The organism is Devosia sp. ZW T5_3, assembly GCF_044987315.1.
Classification (GTDB): Bacteria; Pseudomonadota; Alphaproteobacteria; order Rhizobiales; family Devosiaceae; genus Devosia.
Genome location: NZ_JBJDRE010000015.1, coordinates 82,462 through 100,167, shown reverse-complemented (window position 1 = coordinate 100,167; position 17,706 = coordinate 82,462). Strand labels below are relative to the sequence as shown.

General features: G+C 63.3%; 15 protein-coding genes. 14 read left to right on the top strand and 1 reads right to left on the bottom strand.

The window, feature by feature from the left end; translation table 11 throughout:
- Positions 1 to 105: 105 nt before the first annotated feature.
- Together ACI3KW_RS18175 and ACI3KW_RS18170 are read left to right on the top strand one after the other, a co-directional pair.
- Positions 106 to 810, top strand: coding sequence for a glutathione S-transferase family protein (locus tag ACI3KW_RS18175; protein WP_404849260.1), 705 nt, complete (start codon positions 106 to 108; stop codon positions 808 to 810).
- A 145-nt stretch (positions 811 to 955) separates the two neighbouring features.
- Positions 956 to 2,578: an ABC-F family ATP-binding cassette domain-containing protein gene (locus tag ACI3KW_RS18170; protein WP_404849259.1), complete on the top strand. Its 1,623-nt coding sequence runs from the start codon at positions 956 to 958 to the stop codon at positions 2,576 to 2,578.
- Positions 2,579 to 2,584: 6 nt separating this feature from the next.
- Here ACI3KW_RS18170 and ACI3KW_RS18165 read toward each other — a convergent pair whose 3' ends face one another.
- The gene (locus ACI3KW_RS18165; protein ID WP_162740037.1) at positions 2,585 to 2,938 is read right to left on the bottom strand and encodes a hypothetical protein; all 354 of its coding nucleotides are present in this window, start codon (positions 2,936 to 2,938) and stop codon (positions 2,585 to 2,587) included.
- A 176-nt stretch (positions 2,939 to 3,114) separates the two neighbouring features.
- Here ACI3KW_RS18165 and ACI3KW_RS18160 point away from each other — a divergent pair, with 176 nt between their 5' ends.
- The 12 genes from ACI3KW_RS18160 to ACI3KW_RS18105 all read left to right on the top strand — a co-directional run bounded on the left by ACI3KW_RS18160 (position 3,115) and on the right by ACI3KW_RS18105 (position 17,624).
- Positions 3,115 to 3,699: a chemotaxis protein CheD gene (locus ACI3KW_RS18160; protein ID WP_404849258.1), complete on the top strand. Its 585-nt coding sequence runs from the start codon at positions 3,115 to 3,117 to the stop codon at positions 3,697 to 3,699.
- A gap of 131 nt (positions 3,700 to 3,830) precedes the next feature.
- Positions 3,831 to 5,342, top strand: coding sequence for a methyl-accepting chemotaxis protein (locus ACI3KW_RS18155; RefSeq protein ID WP_404849257.1), 1,512 nt, complete (start codon positions 3,831 to 3,833; stop codon positions 5,340 to 5,342).
- Between the two features lie 41 nt (positions 5,343 to 5,383).
- Positions 5,384 to 6,229, top strand: a complete 846-nt coding sequence (locus tag ACI3KW_RS18150) for a CheR family methyltransferase (RefSeq protein ID WP_404849256.1) — start codon at positions 5,384 to 5,386, stop codon at positions 6,227 to 6,229.
- Positions 6,226 to 7,272 (top strand): chemotaxis response regulator protein-glutamate methylesterase, encoded by a 1,047-nt coding sequence (locus ACI3KW_RS18145; RefSeq protein ID WP_113119912.1) that lies wholly within the window; start codon positions 6,226 to 6,228, stop codon positions 7,270 to 7,272. The genes ACI3KW_RS18150 and ACI3KW_RS18145 overlap by 4 nt, the downstream gene beginning before the upstream one ends.
- A 101-nt stretch (positions 7,273 to 7,373) precedes the next feature.
- Positions 7,374 to 7,763 (top strand): response regulator, encoded by a 390-nt coding sequence (locus tag ACI3KW_RS18140; RefSeq protein WP_035097253.1) that lies wholly within the window; start codon positions 7,374 to 7,376, stop codon positions 7,761 to 7,763.
- A gap of 163 nt (positions 7,764 to 7,926) precedes the next feature.
- Positions 7,927 to 9,984, top strand: coding sequence for a methyl-accepting chemotaxis protein (locus ACI3KW_RS18135; protein WP_404849255.1), 2,058 nt, complete (start codon positions 7,927 to 7,929; stop codon positions 9,982 to 9,984).
- Between the two features lie 125 nt (positions 9,985 to 10,109).
- Positions 10,110 to 12,191: a methyl-accepting chemotaxis protein gene (locus tag ACI3KW_RS18130; protein WP_404849254.1), complete on the top strand. Its 2,082-nt coding sequence runs from the start codon at positions 10,110 to 10,112 to the stop codon at positions 12,189 to 12,191.
- Positions 12,192 to 12,277: 86 nt separating this feature from the next.
- Positions 12,278 to 14,347: a methyl-accepting chemotaxis protein gene (locus ACI3KW_RS18125; RefSeq protein WP_404849253.1), complete on the top strand. Its 2,070-nt coding sequence runs from the start codon at positions 12,278 to 12,280 to the stop codon at positions 14,345 to 14,347.
- A gap of 347 nt (positions 14,348 to 14,694) precedes the next feature.
- Positions 14,695 to 15,030 (top strand): hypothetical protein, encoded by a 336-nt coding sequence (locus tag ACI3KW_RS18120; protein ID WP_113119910.1) that lies wholly within the window; start codon positions 14,695 to 14,697, stop codon positions 15,028 to 15,030.
- Positions 15,030 to 16,748 (top strand): methyl-accepting chemotaxis protein, encoded by a 1,719-nt coding sequence (locus tag ACI3KW_RS18115; RefSeq protein ID WP_404849252.1) that lies wholly within the window; start codon positions 15,030 to 15,032, stop codon positions 16,746 to 16,748. The genes ACI3KW_RS18120 and ACI3KW_RS18115 overlap by 1 nt, the downstream gene beginning before the upstream one ends.
- 63 nt (positions 16,749 to 16,811) lie before the next feature.
- Positions 16,812 to 17,219 (top strand): hypothetical protein, encoded by a 408-nt coding sequence (locus tag ACI3KW_RS18110; protein WP_404849251.1) that lies wholly within the window; start codon positions 16,812 to 16,814, stop codon positions 17,217 to 17,219.
- Positions 17,220 to 17,258: 39 nt separating this feature from the next.
- Positions 17,259 to 17,624, top strand: a complete 366-nt coding sequence (locus ACI3KW_RS18105) for a methylglyoxal synthase (protein WP_113119908.1) — start codon at positions 17,259 to 17,261, stop codon at positions 17,622 to 17,624.
- Positions 17,625 to 17,706: the final 82 nt, after the last annotated feature.

Genomic DNA, 17,706 nt, shown 5'->3' with positions numbered 1-17,706 from the left:
GGGCTCCGGCGTGGTTACAAAAACATGCGTAATTTACTTAAGCGCGACGATGCCTAAGTTCCAGTTCCGCTGGCCAGCGTGACCCCCACATCACGGAGATAAAAATTGGAACCGATCCTTGTTTACGGCTTCCCAGCGGGAAGCTCGATGGGTCTTGTCGCGGCGCTGGAATGGCTGGGGCAACCCTATCGCCTCAGCCGCGTCGACATGCTGGGCGAAATGCGCGAGCCATCCTATGCCCGCATCAATGCACGGCATGAAACCCCCGCTCTCATCACCGATACGGGGCGGCCCTTGACCGAGACCATGGCGATTGCCACCTGGCTCGAAGCGCGCGATAGCGCTCGACGCATCAGCTTTGAGCCGCGTTCGCCCGAGGCCGACCGCATGCACCAGCTGATGGCCTTCATCAATACCGGCTTTACCGGCGCCTTCACCCCGCTCTGGGCGGCGCTGGAAATGGAAAATCCTGATCCGGAGCTGCAGGAAAATCTACGCCGCTTCGGCCGGGAACTGGTGATCAACCGGCATGACAAGCTCGAGGCGATGATCGGAGATACCCCGTTCCTCGTCGGAGAGCGGCCGAGCCTGGCCGATGGCGTGCTGATCGGCGTCGCCCGCTGGTTGGATTTCCACGGCGTGGCCGAGCCGGAACGCTGGCCCAAGCTGGCCGCTCTGCGCCGGCGGATCGAAGCCGACCCCGCGGTGATCTATGCGACCGCCATCGAAAATGGCGAGCATCCCGCCGGCTCCGGCGCACATCTGGGGCAGGTGCCACTGGCCGAGGTGATTGAGCGCTTCGGCGTCTAGCAACAACAGGAGCGCCTACGGGCGCTCTTTCGCATTGCGCCAATGCGCCGTGCCGGCTTGCGCGCGCGCGCAGTCGGTGCTTAACGGTCGGCCTTGATTTCAGGTCGCGCGTTTGGGCGGGCCGCAGCGCGCAGGTTTTTTCTCCATGATCCGTCTCGACAGCATCGGTAAGCAGAATGGCAAGCAGATCGTCTTCATCGACGCCTCCGCCACGCTGCTGCGGGGCGAAAAGGTCGGGCTGGTGGGGCCCAATGGCGCGGGCAAGACCACGTTGTTCCGCATGATCACCGGCGAGGAACAGCCCGATGAGGGCCAGGTCTCGGCCGATCGGGGCATTACCATCGGCTATTTCAGCCAGGATGTCGGGGAGATGAGTGGCCGCCCCGTGGTGGCCGAGGTGATGGATGGGGCGGGGCCCGTCAGTGCGCTGATTTCAGAGATGCGGGCGCTCGAAGCCGATATGGGTGATCCCGACAAGGCAGACGAGATGGATGCCATTATCGAGCGCTATGGCGAGGTGCAGCACCAGTTCGAGGAACTGGACGGCTATTCGCTCGATGGGCGGGCGCGCGAAGTGCTCGATGGCCTGGGATTTTCTCAGGAGATGATGGACGGCGATGTGGGCGCGCTCAGCGGCGGCTGGAAGATGCGCGTGGCCCTGGCCCGCATCCTGTTGCAGCGGCCCGACGCCTTGCTGCTGGACGAGCCGAGCAACCATCTGGACCTCGAAAGCCTGATTTGGCTCGAGAAATTCCTGCAGAATTATACCGGCGCCCTGTTCATGACCTCGCACGATCGCGAATTCATGAACCGGATCTGCACCAAGATCATCGAGATCGATGCGGGCGCACTGACCTCCTATTCGGGCAATTACGAATTCTACCAGCAGCAGCGGGCGATTGCCGAAAAGAACCAGCAGGCGCAGTTCGAACGCCAGCAGGCCATGCTGGCCAAGGAACTCGATTTCATCGCCCGCTTCAAGGCGCGGGCCAGCCATGCCGCGCAGGTGCAGAGCCGGGTCAAAAAGCTCGACAAGATCGACCGCGTCGAGCCGCCCAAGCGCCGCCAGGTGGTGGATTTCGAATTCCGCCCGGCGCCGCGCTCGGGCGAGGACGTGGCCCTGCTCAAGGGCGTTTCCAAGAGTTACGGCAGCCGCACCATCTATGATGGGCTCGACTTCCACGTCCGGCGGCGCGAGCGCTGGTGTATTATGGGCGTCAACGGCGCCGGCAAGTCGACGCTGCTCAAGCTCGTAACCGGCACGACCGAGCCCGATCAGGGCAGTGTGTCGCGCGGGCCATCGGTCAAGATGGCCTATTTCGCCCAGCATGCTATGGATGTGCTCGATGGCGATCTGACGGTGTTCCAGCAGCTCGAAAGCTCATTCCCGCAGGCGGGCCAGGCGCCGCTGCGGGCGCTGGCCGGATGCTTTGGCTTTTCGGGCGACGAGATCGAGAAGAAGTGCCGGGTGCTCTCGGGCGGCGAGAAGGCGCGGCTGGTGATGGCGATGATGCTGTTCGATCCGCCCAATTTCCTGGTGCTGGACGAGCCGACCAACCATCTTGATATCGCCACCAAGGAAATGCTGATCACGGCGCTCAGTGCCTATGAAGGCACGATGCTGTTCGTCAGCCATGACCGGCATTTCCTCGCCGCCTTGTCCAACCGCGTGCTGGAGCTGACGCCGGAGGGCGTGCATGTCTATGGCGGCGGCTATACCGAATATGTGCAGAGCACCGGACAGGAAGCGCCGGGCCTGCGCAGCTAGCGCGGGTCAGAACAGTTCGGCGTCGCCATGGCTCTGGTGGGCGGCAATGCCGGAGAGGGCCGGGACGCGCAGTTCGTCCAGCGTCAGGCTTTCCCAGATTTCGTCATAGACGCTGTCGGGCGCGGTGGGCGGCAGCAGCGCGAATTGGCGCACGGCAAGTGCCATATTGTGGCAGCGCTGCTCGATGCGGTCCTGGCCCTGCAGGGCCGTCACGATCATCTGCACGGCCTCTTTGATCGAGGGATCGTTTTTGAGACCGTTGGCCGCCAACAGGTCGAGCGCTTCGGTAATGCCCTCCAGCATGGAGGCAGTTTGGCGCGCAGTTTCGTCCAACTCTCGCGCGAGTTTTTGAAGTGACATTGTCGAAGAACCCTAGCCCTGATGGCAGGCACCCTAGCCTAATCTTTCTAAAGCTCTTCTTGCTGAAATGGACAAGAACAAGGGCTCAGGGGCACGTGGTTAGCGATTGGCTAACGAGTTCTGCGCCAGTATGGCGGCAAGAGGCGCCTAGCGGATTTTGACCACCTATTATGTCCATGACCAGTTCACTGCCGCCTGAATTCGACCGCGGCGTGGTCACCACCGTACACCAGGGCGATTGCCACGTATCCGCCGCGGCGGACCTGACGTATTCCACCGTATTGGGGTCCTGCATATCGGCCTGCGTACGCGACCGGGTTGCCCTGGTGGGGGGCATGAACCATTTCCTGCTCGCCGAGCAATCGGGCGCGGCGCGCGATCGGTACGGCGCCTCGGCCCGCTATGGCGCCTTTGCCATGGAGCAGTTGATCAACAAGGTCTTGAGCCTGGGCAGCGGCAAGAAAGCCAATCTCGAGATCAAGGTATTTGGCGGCGGCAAGATCAATGCGGCGCTCGATGATGTGGGGGCCAAGAATATCGACTTCGTCCGCCAGTTCCTCCATGACGAAGGCTATGTGCTGGCCGGCCAGGATGTGGGCGGCACTTATGCGCGGCGCGTGCTGTTCAAGCCGCATTCGGGGCGGGCTTTCGTCAAGCGGCTCGATAGCGATATGGGGGCCAATGTGGCGCGCGAAGAAATCGCCATTGCCAAGCGGCGCGTGGTGGCGCGACCGCCAGTGGACGATATCGAATTGTTCTAGGACTTTACCTGCGATCAACTTGGCTTAGCGAAGTGTTACACAGCTAGGCTGCCATAGAGAGTTGATTAACCATTCGGCGCTAGGGTTTTTTTCATGTTTAACCCTCGGCTGATTTGCGGATCAAGCGTGCCATGCACACACTGCGCCTGGCGCTGATTGCTGGCGGGCTGTGGCTCGTGGCCTTTGCCACAGCGCTTGGCCTGTTGCCGTTATTGGGATGGGGCGTTGCCTGGATCGGCGCCAGTGTGCTGGCGGCCGCATTGGCTTTTGGCGGCACCGTGCTGGCGGTGGCGCTGGCGGCGCAGCGCGAGCAGACCATGCTGGGCGCCATCGCACTGGCGGCGGGGCTCACCGAGCGCGCCGCGGGGCCATTGGCCATCACCGATATCGTGGAAAAGATGAACCGGCGGCTCGAGGCGGCGCATCATTTCAAGAGCGGCATCGCGGCGCTGCACCAGTGCGCGCTGGTGGCCGACGATGCCGGAGGCATTGTCGTGGCCAGTGCGGGGCTGCGGGCCTTGGCGCCGGCGGCGGTGGGTGGCGGCACGCTGGATGGGCTGTTCGGCAGCGGCTATCTCAAATCGGGCGGCGGAGCGCCCGAACAGGGCATGGTGGTGCTGGGCACCAAGCGGTTCGAGGTGATGCGCCGGCCGATCGCGGCGGGGCGGTTCCTGCTCGAGCTCATCCCGGCCGGTTGCTATATCGAAGATGACGACCTGGACGCCTATGCAACAGCCATGGCGGCCGGGCAAACCGGGTTCCGCTTCGAGGCCGATATGGCGGCCAGCAATCGCGCGCTGGCGAGCCTTAATCGGGGCATCGAGGCGGTGGATGAAGGTCTGGAGCAGATCGATCGCGTGCTGGCGGGCGATGCTGGCCCGATGGGCGTGGGCGCGCTGGGCCGGCAGGCACGCGAGCTGGCCGACTTTATCGCCGCCGTGGAGAGCCAATTGGCCGATGCCGTGGAAGCGCGCGAGGCGCTCGAGGGCAAGCTGGGCGCGGTGGCCCAGCTGATCGGCGCCTTTGAAAACCGCGCCGCCCAATTTGCCGGCTTTGCCAGCGGCACGGCCGACGACCTCCAAACCGGTGGGCAGGCGCTGCAACGCGGCGGCGAATTGGTGCGGCGGGCACGCGCCACCGAGCGCGATGCGCGCACGCTGGCCGGCGAGGCGGAACTGGCGGCGGCGCGCACCCATGCGGCTGTCGGCGATATCGATCAGATGACCGCCGAAATCGACAAGATGATCGCGGCCATCGAGGACGTCTCGTTCCGCACCAATTTATTGGCGCTCAATGCGGCGGTGGAAGCGGCGCGGGCGGGAGAAAAGGGCGCGGGCTTTGCCGTGGTGGCCGATGAAGTGCGCATGCTGGCGCAATTGACCAACAAGTCGGCCAAGGAAATCCGCAGCGTGGTCAGCCGCGGCCGCGGCCAGGCCGAGACCGGGCTGGCCCATGCCCAATCGCTGCAAAAAATGATTGCGGCGCTGGGCGGGCATTTACGCAATCTAAGCAATGAAACCGATACGATCACCGCAACTCTGGACGACGGGGAGACCGCGATCAAGCGGCTTGCCGGACGGATGGAGGCGTTTGACGCAGTGCGGGAGCAGGATGCCATCCCCAAGCAGCGGCTGATCGCATAACAGGCAAGCCAGAATGGCTGGCTTATTGGGGGAACGTCTGCATGGATCACGGGGAAATATCCCTCAGCGAACGGGAGTTTTCGCGGATCAAAAGCCGCGTCTATGCGGTGGCCGGCATTTCCCTCAGCGATGCCAAGCGGACATTGGTCATCTCCCGCCTCTCCAAGATTGTGCGCGGCTTGGGGCTCACCAGTTTTGACGCCTATGTCGATCTGCTCGAGCGGGGCGGCACGGCGCAGGACAGCCAGAATTTCGTCAATGCGCTGACCACCAATCTCACCCGCTTCTATCGCGAGGACCATCATTTCGAGCATTTGCGCAGCCATGTCGGCGGTCTGATCGCCCACAAGCCGCGCGGCACCCGCCTGCGCATCTGGTCGGCGGGCTGCTCGACGGGGCAGGAGCCTTATACGATCGGACTCGACCTGCTGGCGGCGTTTCCCGAGCTCAAGCGCTGGGATTTCAAGATCCTCGCCACCGACATCGATACGGCGGTGCTCGCCAAAGCGGCGCGCGGGATTTATCCCGACAGCGAATTGAGCGGGCTGACGCCGGAGCGGCAGCGGCTGTTCGAAGGCGCCGAGGATGGCGGCCTGCAGATCCCGGCGGCAGCGCGCGAGCTGGTCTCGTTCAAGCCGCTGAATCTGATCGGGCCCTGGCCGATGAAGGGGCCATTCGACGCGATTTTCTGCCGCAATGTGGCGATCTATTTCGACAAGCCGACCCAGGGCGAAATGTTCGGCCGGCTGGGCAAGATGCTGGCGCCCGAGGCGTTCCTTTATATTGGGCATTCGGAAAATCTGGGCGCGGGCGGCGGCGATTTCCGGCTGGTCGGCAAGACGATTTATCAATCGCGGCTCGCATTGGGCAAAAGGGAGGCGGCATGAGCATCAAGGTTCTGGTCGTCGACGATTCCGCGCTGATCCGCGAAGTGTTGACGCGCATGCTGTCGCGCGATGGCGATATCGATGTGGTGGGCACGGCCACCGATCCGATCGACGCGCGCGAAAAGATCAAGGCGCTCAACCCCGATGTGGTGACGCTCGATATTGAAATGCCCAATATGAATGGGCTGGATTTCCTCGACCGGCTGATGCGGCTGCGGCCTACCCCGGTGGTGATGGTGTCGACGCTGACCAAGAAGGGCGCCAGCGAAACGCTGCTGGCACTCGAATTGGGCGCGGTGGATTTCGTTGCCAAGCCGAGCGCGGAATATGAGGGTGGGATCGAGGCCTTCGGCGCCGGGCTGCGCGACAAGATTCGCGCTGCGGCGCGTTCGGATGTGCGCGGCCGGGCCAGCCGGATCGAAGCGCCCAAAGTGGCGATCAAGACGGCGGCGGCGCCGGCTGGCGCACTCATCGCCATTGGTGCATCGACCGGCGGGGTCGAGGCGATACGGGCCGTGCTGGTGGATATGCCGCTCGATTGTCCGCCCATCGTCATCGCCCAGCATATGCCGGCAGGGTTTACCGCCCGCTTTGCCGCGCGGCTCGATGAACTCTGCGCCATCACCGTGGTGGAAGCGCAGGATCGCATGCCGCTATTGCCCGGCCATGCCTATGTGGCGCGGGGCGGGTTGCATTTGCGGGTCGAGCGCTCCTCGGGCCAGCTCAAATGCCGGCTCAGCGAGGATGGCCTGGAAAGCGGGCATCGGCCCAGCGTCGATGTGCTGTTCGAATCCGTGGCCAAGGTGGTCGGCCCGATGGCCGTCGGCGCGATCCTGACCGGGATGGGGCGCGATGGGGCGCGCGGGCTCAAGCTGATGCGCGATGCGGGCGCCTATACATTGGGGCAGAACCAGGCTTCGGCTTTGGTCTATGGCATGCCGCGGGTGGCGTTCGAGGAAGGCGCAGTGGTCGAGCAGGCGCCGATCGAAGCCATAGCCGGGCGGCTGGCCCATGCCTTGGTTAAGCTCAAGACCGCCGCATAGGGACAAAGCGCAGGAAGCGATTGAGGGATTTGTAACGCTTCTTCTCTAAGTGTTTTCAGTCAGTTCGGGAGTGGCCCCGAAACCAGAAGGTGACCAAAACCATGCCGAAAGCCAGCGCTGTCAGCGTTCTCGTGGTCGATGACCAGCAGTCCATGCGCGGTATTGCCAAATATATTCTGACCCAATTGGGCTTCAAGGACATTATCGAGGCCAAGAGCGGCCGCGATGCCCTGGGCAAGCTCGAAAAGGGCAATGTCGATCTGATCATTTCGGATTGGAACATGGAAGATATTGACGGGCTGACCCTGCTCAAGGTGATCCGCAAGCATCCGCGCACCCAGGCCATGCCGTTCATCATGGCGACCGGCCGTTCCGACAAGGAACAGGTCAAGGAAGCCATTTCCTTCGGCGTCAACAATTACATCATCAAGCCGTTCGACGCGACGACGATGAAAAAGCGCATCGAGGCGGTTATTGGTGCGCTGAGCTGATACTTTTTGCAGCATTATTGGAATGAATACCGGGCGCCCATTGGGCGCCCTTTGTTTTGGCCATCCGTAAACTACCATACCAGTGCAACCCAAATTTAAGGTCCCGGCCTTAGGATCGCGCCAACTTGGGAGGGGGGCGTCCAGAAGGGCGCTTTGGCGAGAAGTGAAACTATTTGCGGGACTGAAGAATATTCGGCTGACGACGGCGATTGCCGCCCTGGCCCTGACCTCGATTGCGGTGACGGTGATTGCCTATACGGCCACGGTCTATGTCGATCTGCGCGGGCAGGCGACACGAGCCAGCATCGCCAAGCAGGCGTCCGACCTGCAGGTGGCGGCAACGGTCTATGAAAAGCGCCTGCCGGGCTCGGTGGTGACCTGGGCCGAGGAGGGCGGCATTGCCACCTTCCAGACTTACGCGATCCCGTTCTTCTACGACACCGCCGCTATCGATGCGCTGACCCGGGTGACGGGCGACGCGTCGGCGATTTTCGGTTTCGATCCGGCCACCGGAATATTCACCGCCAAGACCACTAGCTTCGTGCTGCCCGATGGCACGCGGGCCAAGGATTTCGCGCTCGACGCGGCCTCGCCCGAGGCCGTGGCGCTGGCCGCCAACCAGCCTTATGCCGGCGAAGTCAGCATGCAGGATCAGCGCTTCAACGGCGCGTTCCAGCCCATCACCAATCTCAGCGGGGAATTGCTCGGCGCCTTCTTCGTCGGCGGCGATGCCGGAGCGGCTGAAGTCACGGCCCGCGCCTCGGCGCTTAATATGGTCATTATTGGCGCGGTGCTGCTGGCAGTACTGGGCAGCGTGGCGCTGCTGGTGTCGCGCTGGCTCACCAGATCCATCCCGCGCCTGGCCGGGGCGATGGACGAGATTGCCGATGGCAAGTTCGATACCATCGTGCCGTTCACCGACCGGGGCAATGAAGTGGGTGCCATGGCGCGGGCCGTGGAAGTCTTCCGCGAGAGTGGCCTGCGGGTCAGCCAGATGACCGAGGCGGAAGCCGCCCGGATCATTGCCGATCAGGAAAACCGCCAGCAGATGATGGCGGAACTGCAATCAGCCTTTGGCGAAGTGGTCGATGCGGCCGTGGCGGGTGACTTTACCCGGCAGGTCACGACCGAATTCCCCGATCCCGAACTCAATAGCCTGGCCAGCGGGGTCAACAACCTGGTCTCGACCTTCAATCGCGGCGTGTCGGAACTGGGCGAAGTGCTCGGCGCCATGGCCGATACCGACCTGACCCAGCGCATGAGCGGGGATTACGAGGGCGCCTTCGCGACCATCAAGACCGACATTAATGCTGTGGCCGACAAGCTGACCGAAGTGGTCGGGCAGTTGCGCCACACCTCCGGCGCCCTCAAGACCGCGACCGGGGAAATCCTCTCCGGCGCCAATGATCTCTCGGAACGCACCACCAAGCAGGCGGCGACCATCGAGGAAACTTCGGCCGCGATGGAGCAGCTGGCCTCGACCGTGCTGGCCAATGCGCAGCGCGCCAAGGATGCCAGCGCCAATGCGGCTGAAGTCACCCGTACTGCCGAAGAAGGCGGCAAGGTGATGGATGCGGCCAATGTCGCCATGGAGCGGATCACCGAATCCTCCGCCAAGATTTCCAACATTATCGGGCTGATCGACGACATCGCGTTCCAGACCAATCTTTTGGCCTTGAACGCCTCCGTAGAAGCCGCGCGCGCTGGCGACGCCGGCAAGGGCTTTGCCGTGGTGGCCGTGGAAGTGCGGCGGCTGGCGCAATCGGCGGCCTCGGCGTCCTCAGATGTGAAAAAGTTGATCGAGCAGAGTGCCGGTGAAGTGCGCGGCGGCAGCAAGCTGGTCAGCGATGCCTCAAGCAAGCTCAAGGCCATGCTCGAAGGCGTGCGCGGCAACAATGCATTGCTCGAATCCATCGCCCGCGACAGCCGTGAACAGGCTTCGGCGATCGAAGAGGTCAATACCGCCGTGCGCACCATGGACGAGATGACCCAGCACAATGCGGCTTTGGTGGAAGAAACCAATGCGGCGATCGAACAGACCGAAGGGCAGGCGATCGAGCTGGACCGCATCGTCGATGTATTCCGCATCGGCGGCTCTGACGTGGCGGACTGGCAGCGGGACGAGGATGTGCGGGGCCTGCAACAGCGGGTCAAGCGTGCTGCAGGTGGTCTGGTCAGCCGAGGCAATACGGCTATGGCCCGCGACTGGGAGGCGTTCTAGCCCCACCTTGCCAAGAGCCGGCCTCTCCTCAAAGGGAGAGGCGGCGCGGTAAGGGCTCGCTAATCGATCTCGCGTACATATACGCATCGGCGCGCCAGAAGGCGCGTTGTTTGGGGGAGTTCGGCATGTTTCGTCGGGTTGGCCGGTTTTTCGGCAATGTAAAGATGACCACGGCCATTGCGGCATTGGTTCTGATTTCGATCATTGGTTCGGTTGGCGCGGTGACCGCCGCCATCTATTTCAACACCAATGCGACCCTGGCGCGCCAAAGCGAAGAAAGTCAGGCCACGCACATGGGTGCCGCCGCGACCATCCTCGAGCGGCGGCTGGCCGGTTCGGTGCTGACCTGGAGCGAAGACGGCAGTATCGGTAATTTCCAGAGCTGGGCCGTGCCGCCCTTCTACGACACCGAAATCATCGATTCCGTGGTGCGCGTCATCAAGGAAGACGCAACCATCTACGTGCTCGACAGCGCCAGCCAGAATTTCCTCGGCAAGACGACCAGCCTGACCGCGCCCGATGGGACGCGCGCCGCTGATCTGGTGCTGGATCCCAATAGCCCAGCCTATGCCACGGTGATGGCCGGGGAGCGTTTCTTCGGTACGCTGCCGGTCAATGGCGTCGAGTATTACGCCACGATTTTGCCGATCAAGAAGATGAGCGCCGCCGACAAGCTCAACGGCCCGGTGATGGGCGCCATCTTCGTGGGGACGCCGCTGGCGCAGGTCGCGGCGCAGATGAATTCGGCGCTGCAGCTGATCGCCATGGTGGGTGGAGCCGCCATTGTCGGGTTTGGCCTTTTGGGCCTCCTGGCCTCGCGGCTGTTGACCAAGCCGCTGCCCATTCTGGTCGGCGCGGCCGCGCGGATCGCCGAGGGCGAATATGATACTGAAGTGCCCTTTACCGGGCGCGGCAATGAAATCGGCGCCATGGCCAAGGCGGTCGATGTGTTCCGCGAAAACGGGCTGCGCATCAGCCAGATGACGGAAGCCGAGGCCGCGCGGATCATTGCCGACCAGGAAAACCGCCAGCAGATGATGGCGGAACTGCAATCGGCCTTTGGCGAAGTGGTCGACGCGGCCGTCGCCGGGGATTTCACCCGGCAGGTCACGGCGGAGTTTCCGGATCCCGAACTCAATAGCCTCGCGAGTGGGGTCAACAACCTGGTCTCCACCTTCAATCGCGGCGTCTCGGAACTGGGCCAGGTGCTCGGCGCCATGGCGGATACCGACCTGACCCAGCGCATGAGCGGCGACTATGAGGGCGCGTTCGCGACCATCAAGACCGACATCAATGCTGTGGCCGACAAGCTGACCGAAGTGGTCGGCCAGTTGCGGCATACCTCCGGCGCGCTCAAGACCGCGACGGGCGAAATCCTCTCCGGCGCCAATGACCTCTCCGAACGCACCACCAAGCAGGCGGCGACCATCGAGGAAACCTCCGCCGCGATGGAACAGCTAGCCTCGACCGTGCTGGCCAATGCGCAGCGGGCCAAGGATGCGAGCGCCAATGCGGCTGAAGTCACCCGTACTGCCGAAGAGGGCGGCAAGGTGATGGATGCGGCCAACGTTGCCATGGAGCGGATCACCGAATCCTCCGCCAAGATCTCCAATATTATCGGATTGATCGACGACATCGCCTTCCAGACCAACCTTTTGGCCCTCAACGCCTCCGTAGAAGCCGCACGGGCCGGCGACGCCGGCAAGGGTTTTGCCGTGGTGGCCGTCGAAGTGCGGCGCTTGGCGCAGTCGGCGGCATCGGCCTCCTCGGATGTCAAGAAACTGATCGAGCAGAGTGCCGGCGAAGTGCGTGGCGGCAGCAAGCTGGTCAGCGATGCCTCGAGCAAGCTCAAGGCGATGCTCGAAGGTGTGCGCGGCAATAATGCATTGCTGGAATCCATCGCCCGGGACAGTCGCGAACAGGCGTCAGCGATCGAAGAGGTCAATACCGCTGTGCGCACCATGGATGAGATGACCCAGCACAATGCGGCCCTGGTGGAAGAGACCAATGCGGCCATCGAGCAAACCGAGGGGCAGGCCGTCGAGCTGGACCGCATCGTCGACGTGTTCCGCATCGAGGCGGCCGAGCAGCAGCCGTTGCGACGGGATGATGCCGGTGCCCGTGGCCTGCAGCAGCGGCTCAAAAACGCCGCTAGCGGGCTGGTCCGCGGCAACACCGCCTTGGCGCGCGACTGGGAAGCCTTCTAGGGCGCTAATACGGTGCTAATCGATTTGCGATAAACAGACTGGGTCTGGCTTGCGTCCGTGGGACGCGCCGCTTGGGGGAGTTCGGCATGTTCAAACGCTTGGGCCGGTTCTTCGGCAATATCAAGATGACCACGGCCATTGCGGCGCTGGTCATTTCGGCGGTGATTGTCTCGGTCGCGGCGGTGAGCCTGACCATGTTCATCTCGCTCAGCGCCTCGGTGCGGACCGATGCGATGGCCAGCCAGGTCAAGGCGCTCAAGACCGCTGCGACCATCCTCAAGGGCGGCATGCCCGACACCAATGTGGCCTGGACCCCCGAAGGGGAACTCGAGGCGATCAGCACCTGGATGATGCCGGGTCAGTTCGGCAAGGACGAATTGGTCAATTCCATCGCCAGGGTCACCGACGAAGCCGCGACGATCTTCGTCTGGGACGAGGCGACCACCGATTTCGTGCGCAAATCGACCACCATTATGGGCGCCGATGGGGCGCCGATCGTGGGCACGCCGCTCGACAAGGCTGGCGCGGCCTATGCCGCCATGCTGGCGGGCACGCCCTATTTCGGCGAGGCCATTGTGGTCGACAAGCCCTATTACACCGCCTACCAGCCCATTCTCAACCGCAGCGGCAAGCCGATCGGCGTGCTGTTCGTGGGCACCGACAAGGCGCAGGTCGAGGCGGTCATCTATGACATGCTCAAGCTGCTGCTCGGGGTGGGCGCGGCGATCCTGGTGGCCCTGGGGGCGCTGGGCTATCTGATGTCGCGGCTGATGATGGCGCCGGTGCCCAAGCTGGCGCGCACCATGGAAGTCATCGCCTCCGGCGATTACGACGCTGCGGTGCCCTATACCGGGCGCGGCAACGAAATCGGCGCCATGGCCAAGGCTGTCGAAGTGTTCCGCGACAACGGGCTCAAGGTCAGCCAGATGAGCGAAGAAGAGCGCGCGGCTTCGGTGCGCCGCCGCGTCGAGCGCACCGATATGATGGTGGCGCTGCAGGCCGCCTTCGGCGAAGTGGTGGATGCCGCCATTGCCGGGGATTTCTCCAAGCGCGTACATGCCCAATTCCCCGATGCCGAACTCAATGCCCTGGCCGGCAGCGTCAATGCTTTGGTCGAAACGGTCGATCGTGGGCTCGGCGAAACCGGCGAAGTGCTGGGAGCGCTGGCCGATACCGATCTGACCCGCCGCATGCATGGCGACTATCAGGGCGCCTTTGCCAAGCTTAAGGGCGATACCAATGCGGTGACCGACAAGCTCACCGAAATCGTTGGTGGCGCCAAGGCGATCTCGGGCGCGCTCAAGACGGCGACGGGGGAAATCCTTTCCGGCGCCAATGATCTCTCCGAACGGACCACCAAGCAGGCCGCGACCATCGAGGAAACCTCGGCCGCCATGGAGCAATTGGCGGCAACGGTGGCCGAGAATGCGCGGCTGGCCGAAGACGCCAATGGCAAGGCGCAATTGGTGTCCAAAAGCGCGGCCCAGAGCGGGGTCACCATGACCGAAGCCAATGCGGCCATGGAACGCATCACCACTTCCTCGGCCAAGATCTCCAATATTATCGGGCTGATCGACGATATCGCCTTCCAGACCAATCTTTTGGCCTTGAACGCCTCCGTCGAAGCCGCCCGCGCCGGCGACGCCGGCAAGGGCTTTGCCGTGGTGGCCGTCGAAGTGCGGCGGCTGGCGCAATCGGCTGCTTCGGCGTCCTCGGACGTCAAGGCACTGATCGAGCAATCGGCCACTGAAGTGCGCGGCGGCAGCAAGCTCGTGTCCAATGCGGCCGAGCAATTGGCCGGCATGCTGGCGGCGGTGGACCAGAACACGGCCATCATGCAGTCGATCGCCAAGGCCAGCCGCGAGCAGGCCATGGCCATTGGCGAAGTCAGCACCTCGGTACGGGTGCTGGATGAGATGACCCAACACAATGCCGCTCTGGTGGAAGAAATGAACGCCGCCATCGAGCAGAGCGAAGCCCAGGCGGCCCAGCTCGACCAGGTGGTAGACGTGTTTACGCTCGAGCAAAGCCCGGCGCGCACCACGGCGCCGGCGCCCCGTGCTCCGGTGCCGGTTCGTGGTGGGGCACAGGCCGCGGCCCGCTCCTATCTCAGCCAGGGCAATGCCGCCATCGCGGCGGATTGGAACGAGTTCTAGGGCGGTCTGGACTGCTTGCTTTGAGCTTTGGCATGGACAGGACATCGGTTCTTGCCCTCCCTCCCCTTGAGGGGAGGGCCGGGGTGGGGGTCGCTGTGGCTCCAGCGCGAAGCCGTCGGCCCCCTCCCTCATTCCCTCCCCTCAAGGAGGAGGGAGGCGAAAGAGCCAATCCCTCACGTGAAAATCCAAGTGATACCCTCCCTGCGTGTAGATCGCAGCCCGCCAATATACGTTGCGCTGCCAAGCATCGCCGAAAGCGCCCGTTAACCTATTGGGCGCAACAATGACCAACCAAAGCTTTGGTTTTATTTAAGAAATTAGCCATTCTCAAGGGTGCGAGTGACGCAATGCGTCCTGCTGAGCCACGGCGAGATAGCCAGATCGGACAATTGCTGCCGGCCGCTGCCGTGGCGATGTTCACCATTTTTATGGCATTTGCCGCGGTCCACGTGCCGCCCAGGCAAGGCGAGATGGGGGTGGTTTTTGCCCCCTGGACGAGCCAGGCCGAAATCTTGGGAGCGGTGATAGAGGCAGGCGGGCGGATCGTCGATACCAGCCGGCTGCCCAATGTCATCGTCGCCTATGGGCTGGATGAAGGTTTTGCCGCGCGGATACGTGACCGGGGCGCGTGGTTCACAATTGCAGCAATCGGTCTTTGCGCGGGCACGGGGAGCCTAAGCTGATGAATCATGGCATGAATCTGGAACAATTTCGCATGCAGGCGGCCATTGGGCTGTGCGCGATGAGCGCGGTGCTGGCGGCCGCCGCCTTGGGCATCGACGTCGTGCGCTGGGGTGGGCCGGGCATGGCCAGCGTGTTGGCCTTCGCCACGCTGGGGGCGCTGGTCGCGGGGCTGGCATTGTTCCGCCACCAGCCGGCCTTCCGATATCTGGCCGTTTCGGTGCTGATGGCGCAAGTGATGGCGACCTTGATCGCCATGCGTGGCCATCCCCAGCAGGTCGATATGCACATGGCCTTCTTTGCAGCTTTGGCCATGTGCGCGCTGCTCTATGACATCAAGGCCATCCTGGTCGGCGCGGCGCTGGTGGCGGTGCACCATCTGGGGCTGGGCCTGTTCTGGAGCGAGATGGTGTTTTATGGCGGCGCGGGGCTCGATCGGGTCGTGCTGCATGCCGTGATCCTGGTGGCCGAGGCGCTGGCGCTGGTCTGGATGACGCGCAATACCGAAGTGCTGCTGCAATTGGCGAACCTGAAATCCGACGAAGCCGAAAGCGAGGCCGCGACGGCGCGCCAGCATGCCCAGACGGTCAGGGAGAGCCTGGAAACCAGCCAGACCCGCGCGGCCTTGATGCAGACCTTACAATCGGGTTTTGGCGACGTGGTCGACGCGGCGGTGGCCGGCGATTTCAGCCATCGGATCGTGGCCGATTTCCCCGACGAGGATCTCAACCGGCTGGCCAATGCGATCAATCTGCTGCTCGGCACGGTCGAGCGTGGCGTCGCCGAAACCGGCATGGTGCTGACGGCTTTGGCCGATACCGACCTGACGCGGCGCATGGATGGGGATTATCGCGGCGCCTTTGCCAAGCTCAAGACCGACACCAATAGCGTGGTCGATACGCTGTCCGAGCTGGTCAACCGGCTCAAGGGCACGTCGGGCTCGCTGCGCACCGCGACGGGGGAAATCCTGTCGGGGGCCAATGATCTGTCCGAACGCACCACCAAGCAGGCGGCGACTATAGAGGAAACCACGGCAGCGATCGAGCAATTGAGCAATGCGGTGCTCGAAAACGCCAAGCGGGCCGAAACGGCCAGCAGCAAGGCGCAGGCGGTATCCCACACCGCCACCGAAGGCGGGCAGGTGATGGATAAGGCCAATGCGGCCATGGCCGGGATCGAAGCCAGTTCGGCCAAGATTTCCAACATTATCGGGCTGATCGACGACATCGCCTTCCAGACCAATCTTCTGGCGCTGAATGCTTCGGTGGAAGCGGCGCGAGCAGGCGATGCGGGCAAGGGCTTTGCCGTGGTCGCCATCGAAGTGCGGCGGCTGGCCCAGTCGGCAGCGGGGGCGTCGGCGGAGGTCAAGCAATTGATCGAGGCGAGCGCCGAGGAAGTGCGGGGCGGCAGCAAGCTTGTGGGGCAGGCGGCCGAAAAGCTGCTCGATATCCTGGCGGTGGCGCAGGAAAGCTCGAGCCTGATCGATTCCATCGCCCATGCCAACAAGCAGCAATCCTCAGCCCTGCAGGAGGTCACCGCCGCAGTGCGGCAGATGGACGAGATGACCCAGCACAATGCGGCTCTGGTGGAAGAGACCAATGCCGCCATCGAGCAGACCGAGGCGCAGGCGGCCGAACTCGATACCATTATCGAGGTGTTCCGCACCGAGGACAGGCCCTCGCTCGCTCCGGCAATGGGACGGGTGCGGCTGGCTTCCTGACACGGGCTGTCAGCAGCGACGCGCTAAGGCTTTGCGGCGCAGACCAGCGCCGGGAGCCCGATAATGAGTGCTGCACGCAAGTTTGAACAGGCCGAACGCCTGCCGGCCGGTGCGCCATTGCAAAGCGAGCTGGATGCTTTGCTGGCGCCCTTGCCCGAGCCGGTGGCGGCTTTGGCGCGGCGGCTGGTCGCCCTGGTTGCGGCCCATCCGGGGCTGTCGGGCGAGGTCAAGACGGGCTGGAAATCGATCAATTTCCGCCATGCCAAAGCCGGCCATGTCTGTGCAGTGTTTCCGCATCTCGATCGGGTATCGCTCTATTTCGAACAAGGGCGGCTGCTCGACAATGGCCATGGGTTGTTTCAGGGCGAAGGGCTCAAGAAAGGGCGCTTCATCCGCATGCTGCCGGGCGCGGAAATTCCCATCGACATAATCGGCATCCTGATTGCCGAGGCCATTGCCCTGCAGCAGTGAGCATGCTTGAAAGCTCCAATGCTTGTGGGAGTTTAGGCAATGGCGCGGATTGGTCTGGTGGCGCATGACGACAAGAAGGACGAATTGTGCGCCTGGGCCGTGCAGCATAAGCGCAAGCTGAGCGAGCATGATTTATGGGCGACCGGCACCACGGGCGGGCGCGTCATGGCGGCCACCGGCTTGCCGGTGACCCTGCTCAAAAGCGGGCCGCTGGGTGGCGACCAGCAGCTTGGCGCGATGATCTGCGAAGGCCGGCTGGATGTGCTGATCTTCTTCATCGATCCGCTGTCTGCGCAGCCCCATGATGTGGATGTCAAAGCGCTGACCCGGCTGGCGACGCTCTACGATGTCCTGCTCGCCAACAACAAACCCACGGCCGATGCGGTTCTGGCCGCTGTACAGTAAACCGGTTTCCGCTTGAGGCGGGCTTGCTTCCGGTTGACCACCTGCCCCCGTTATGAACAGATGCCACAAAATAGCCCGGACA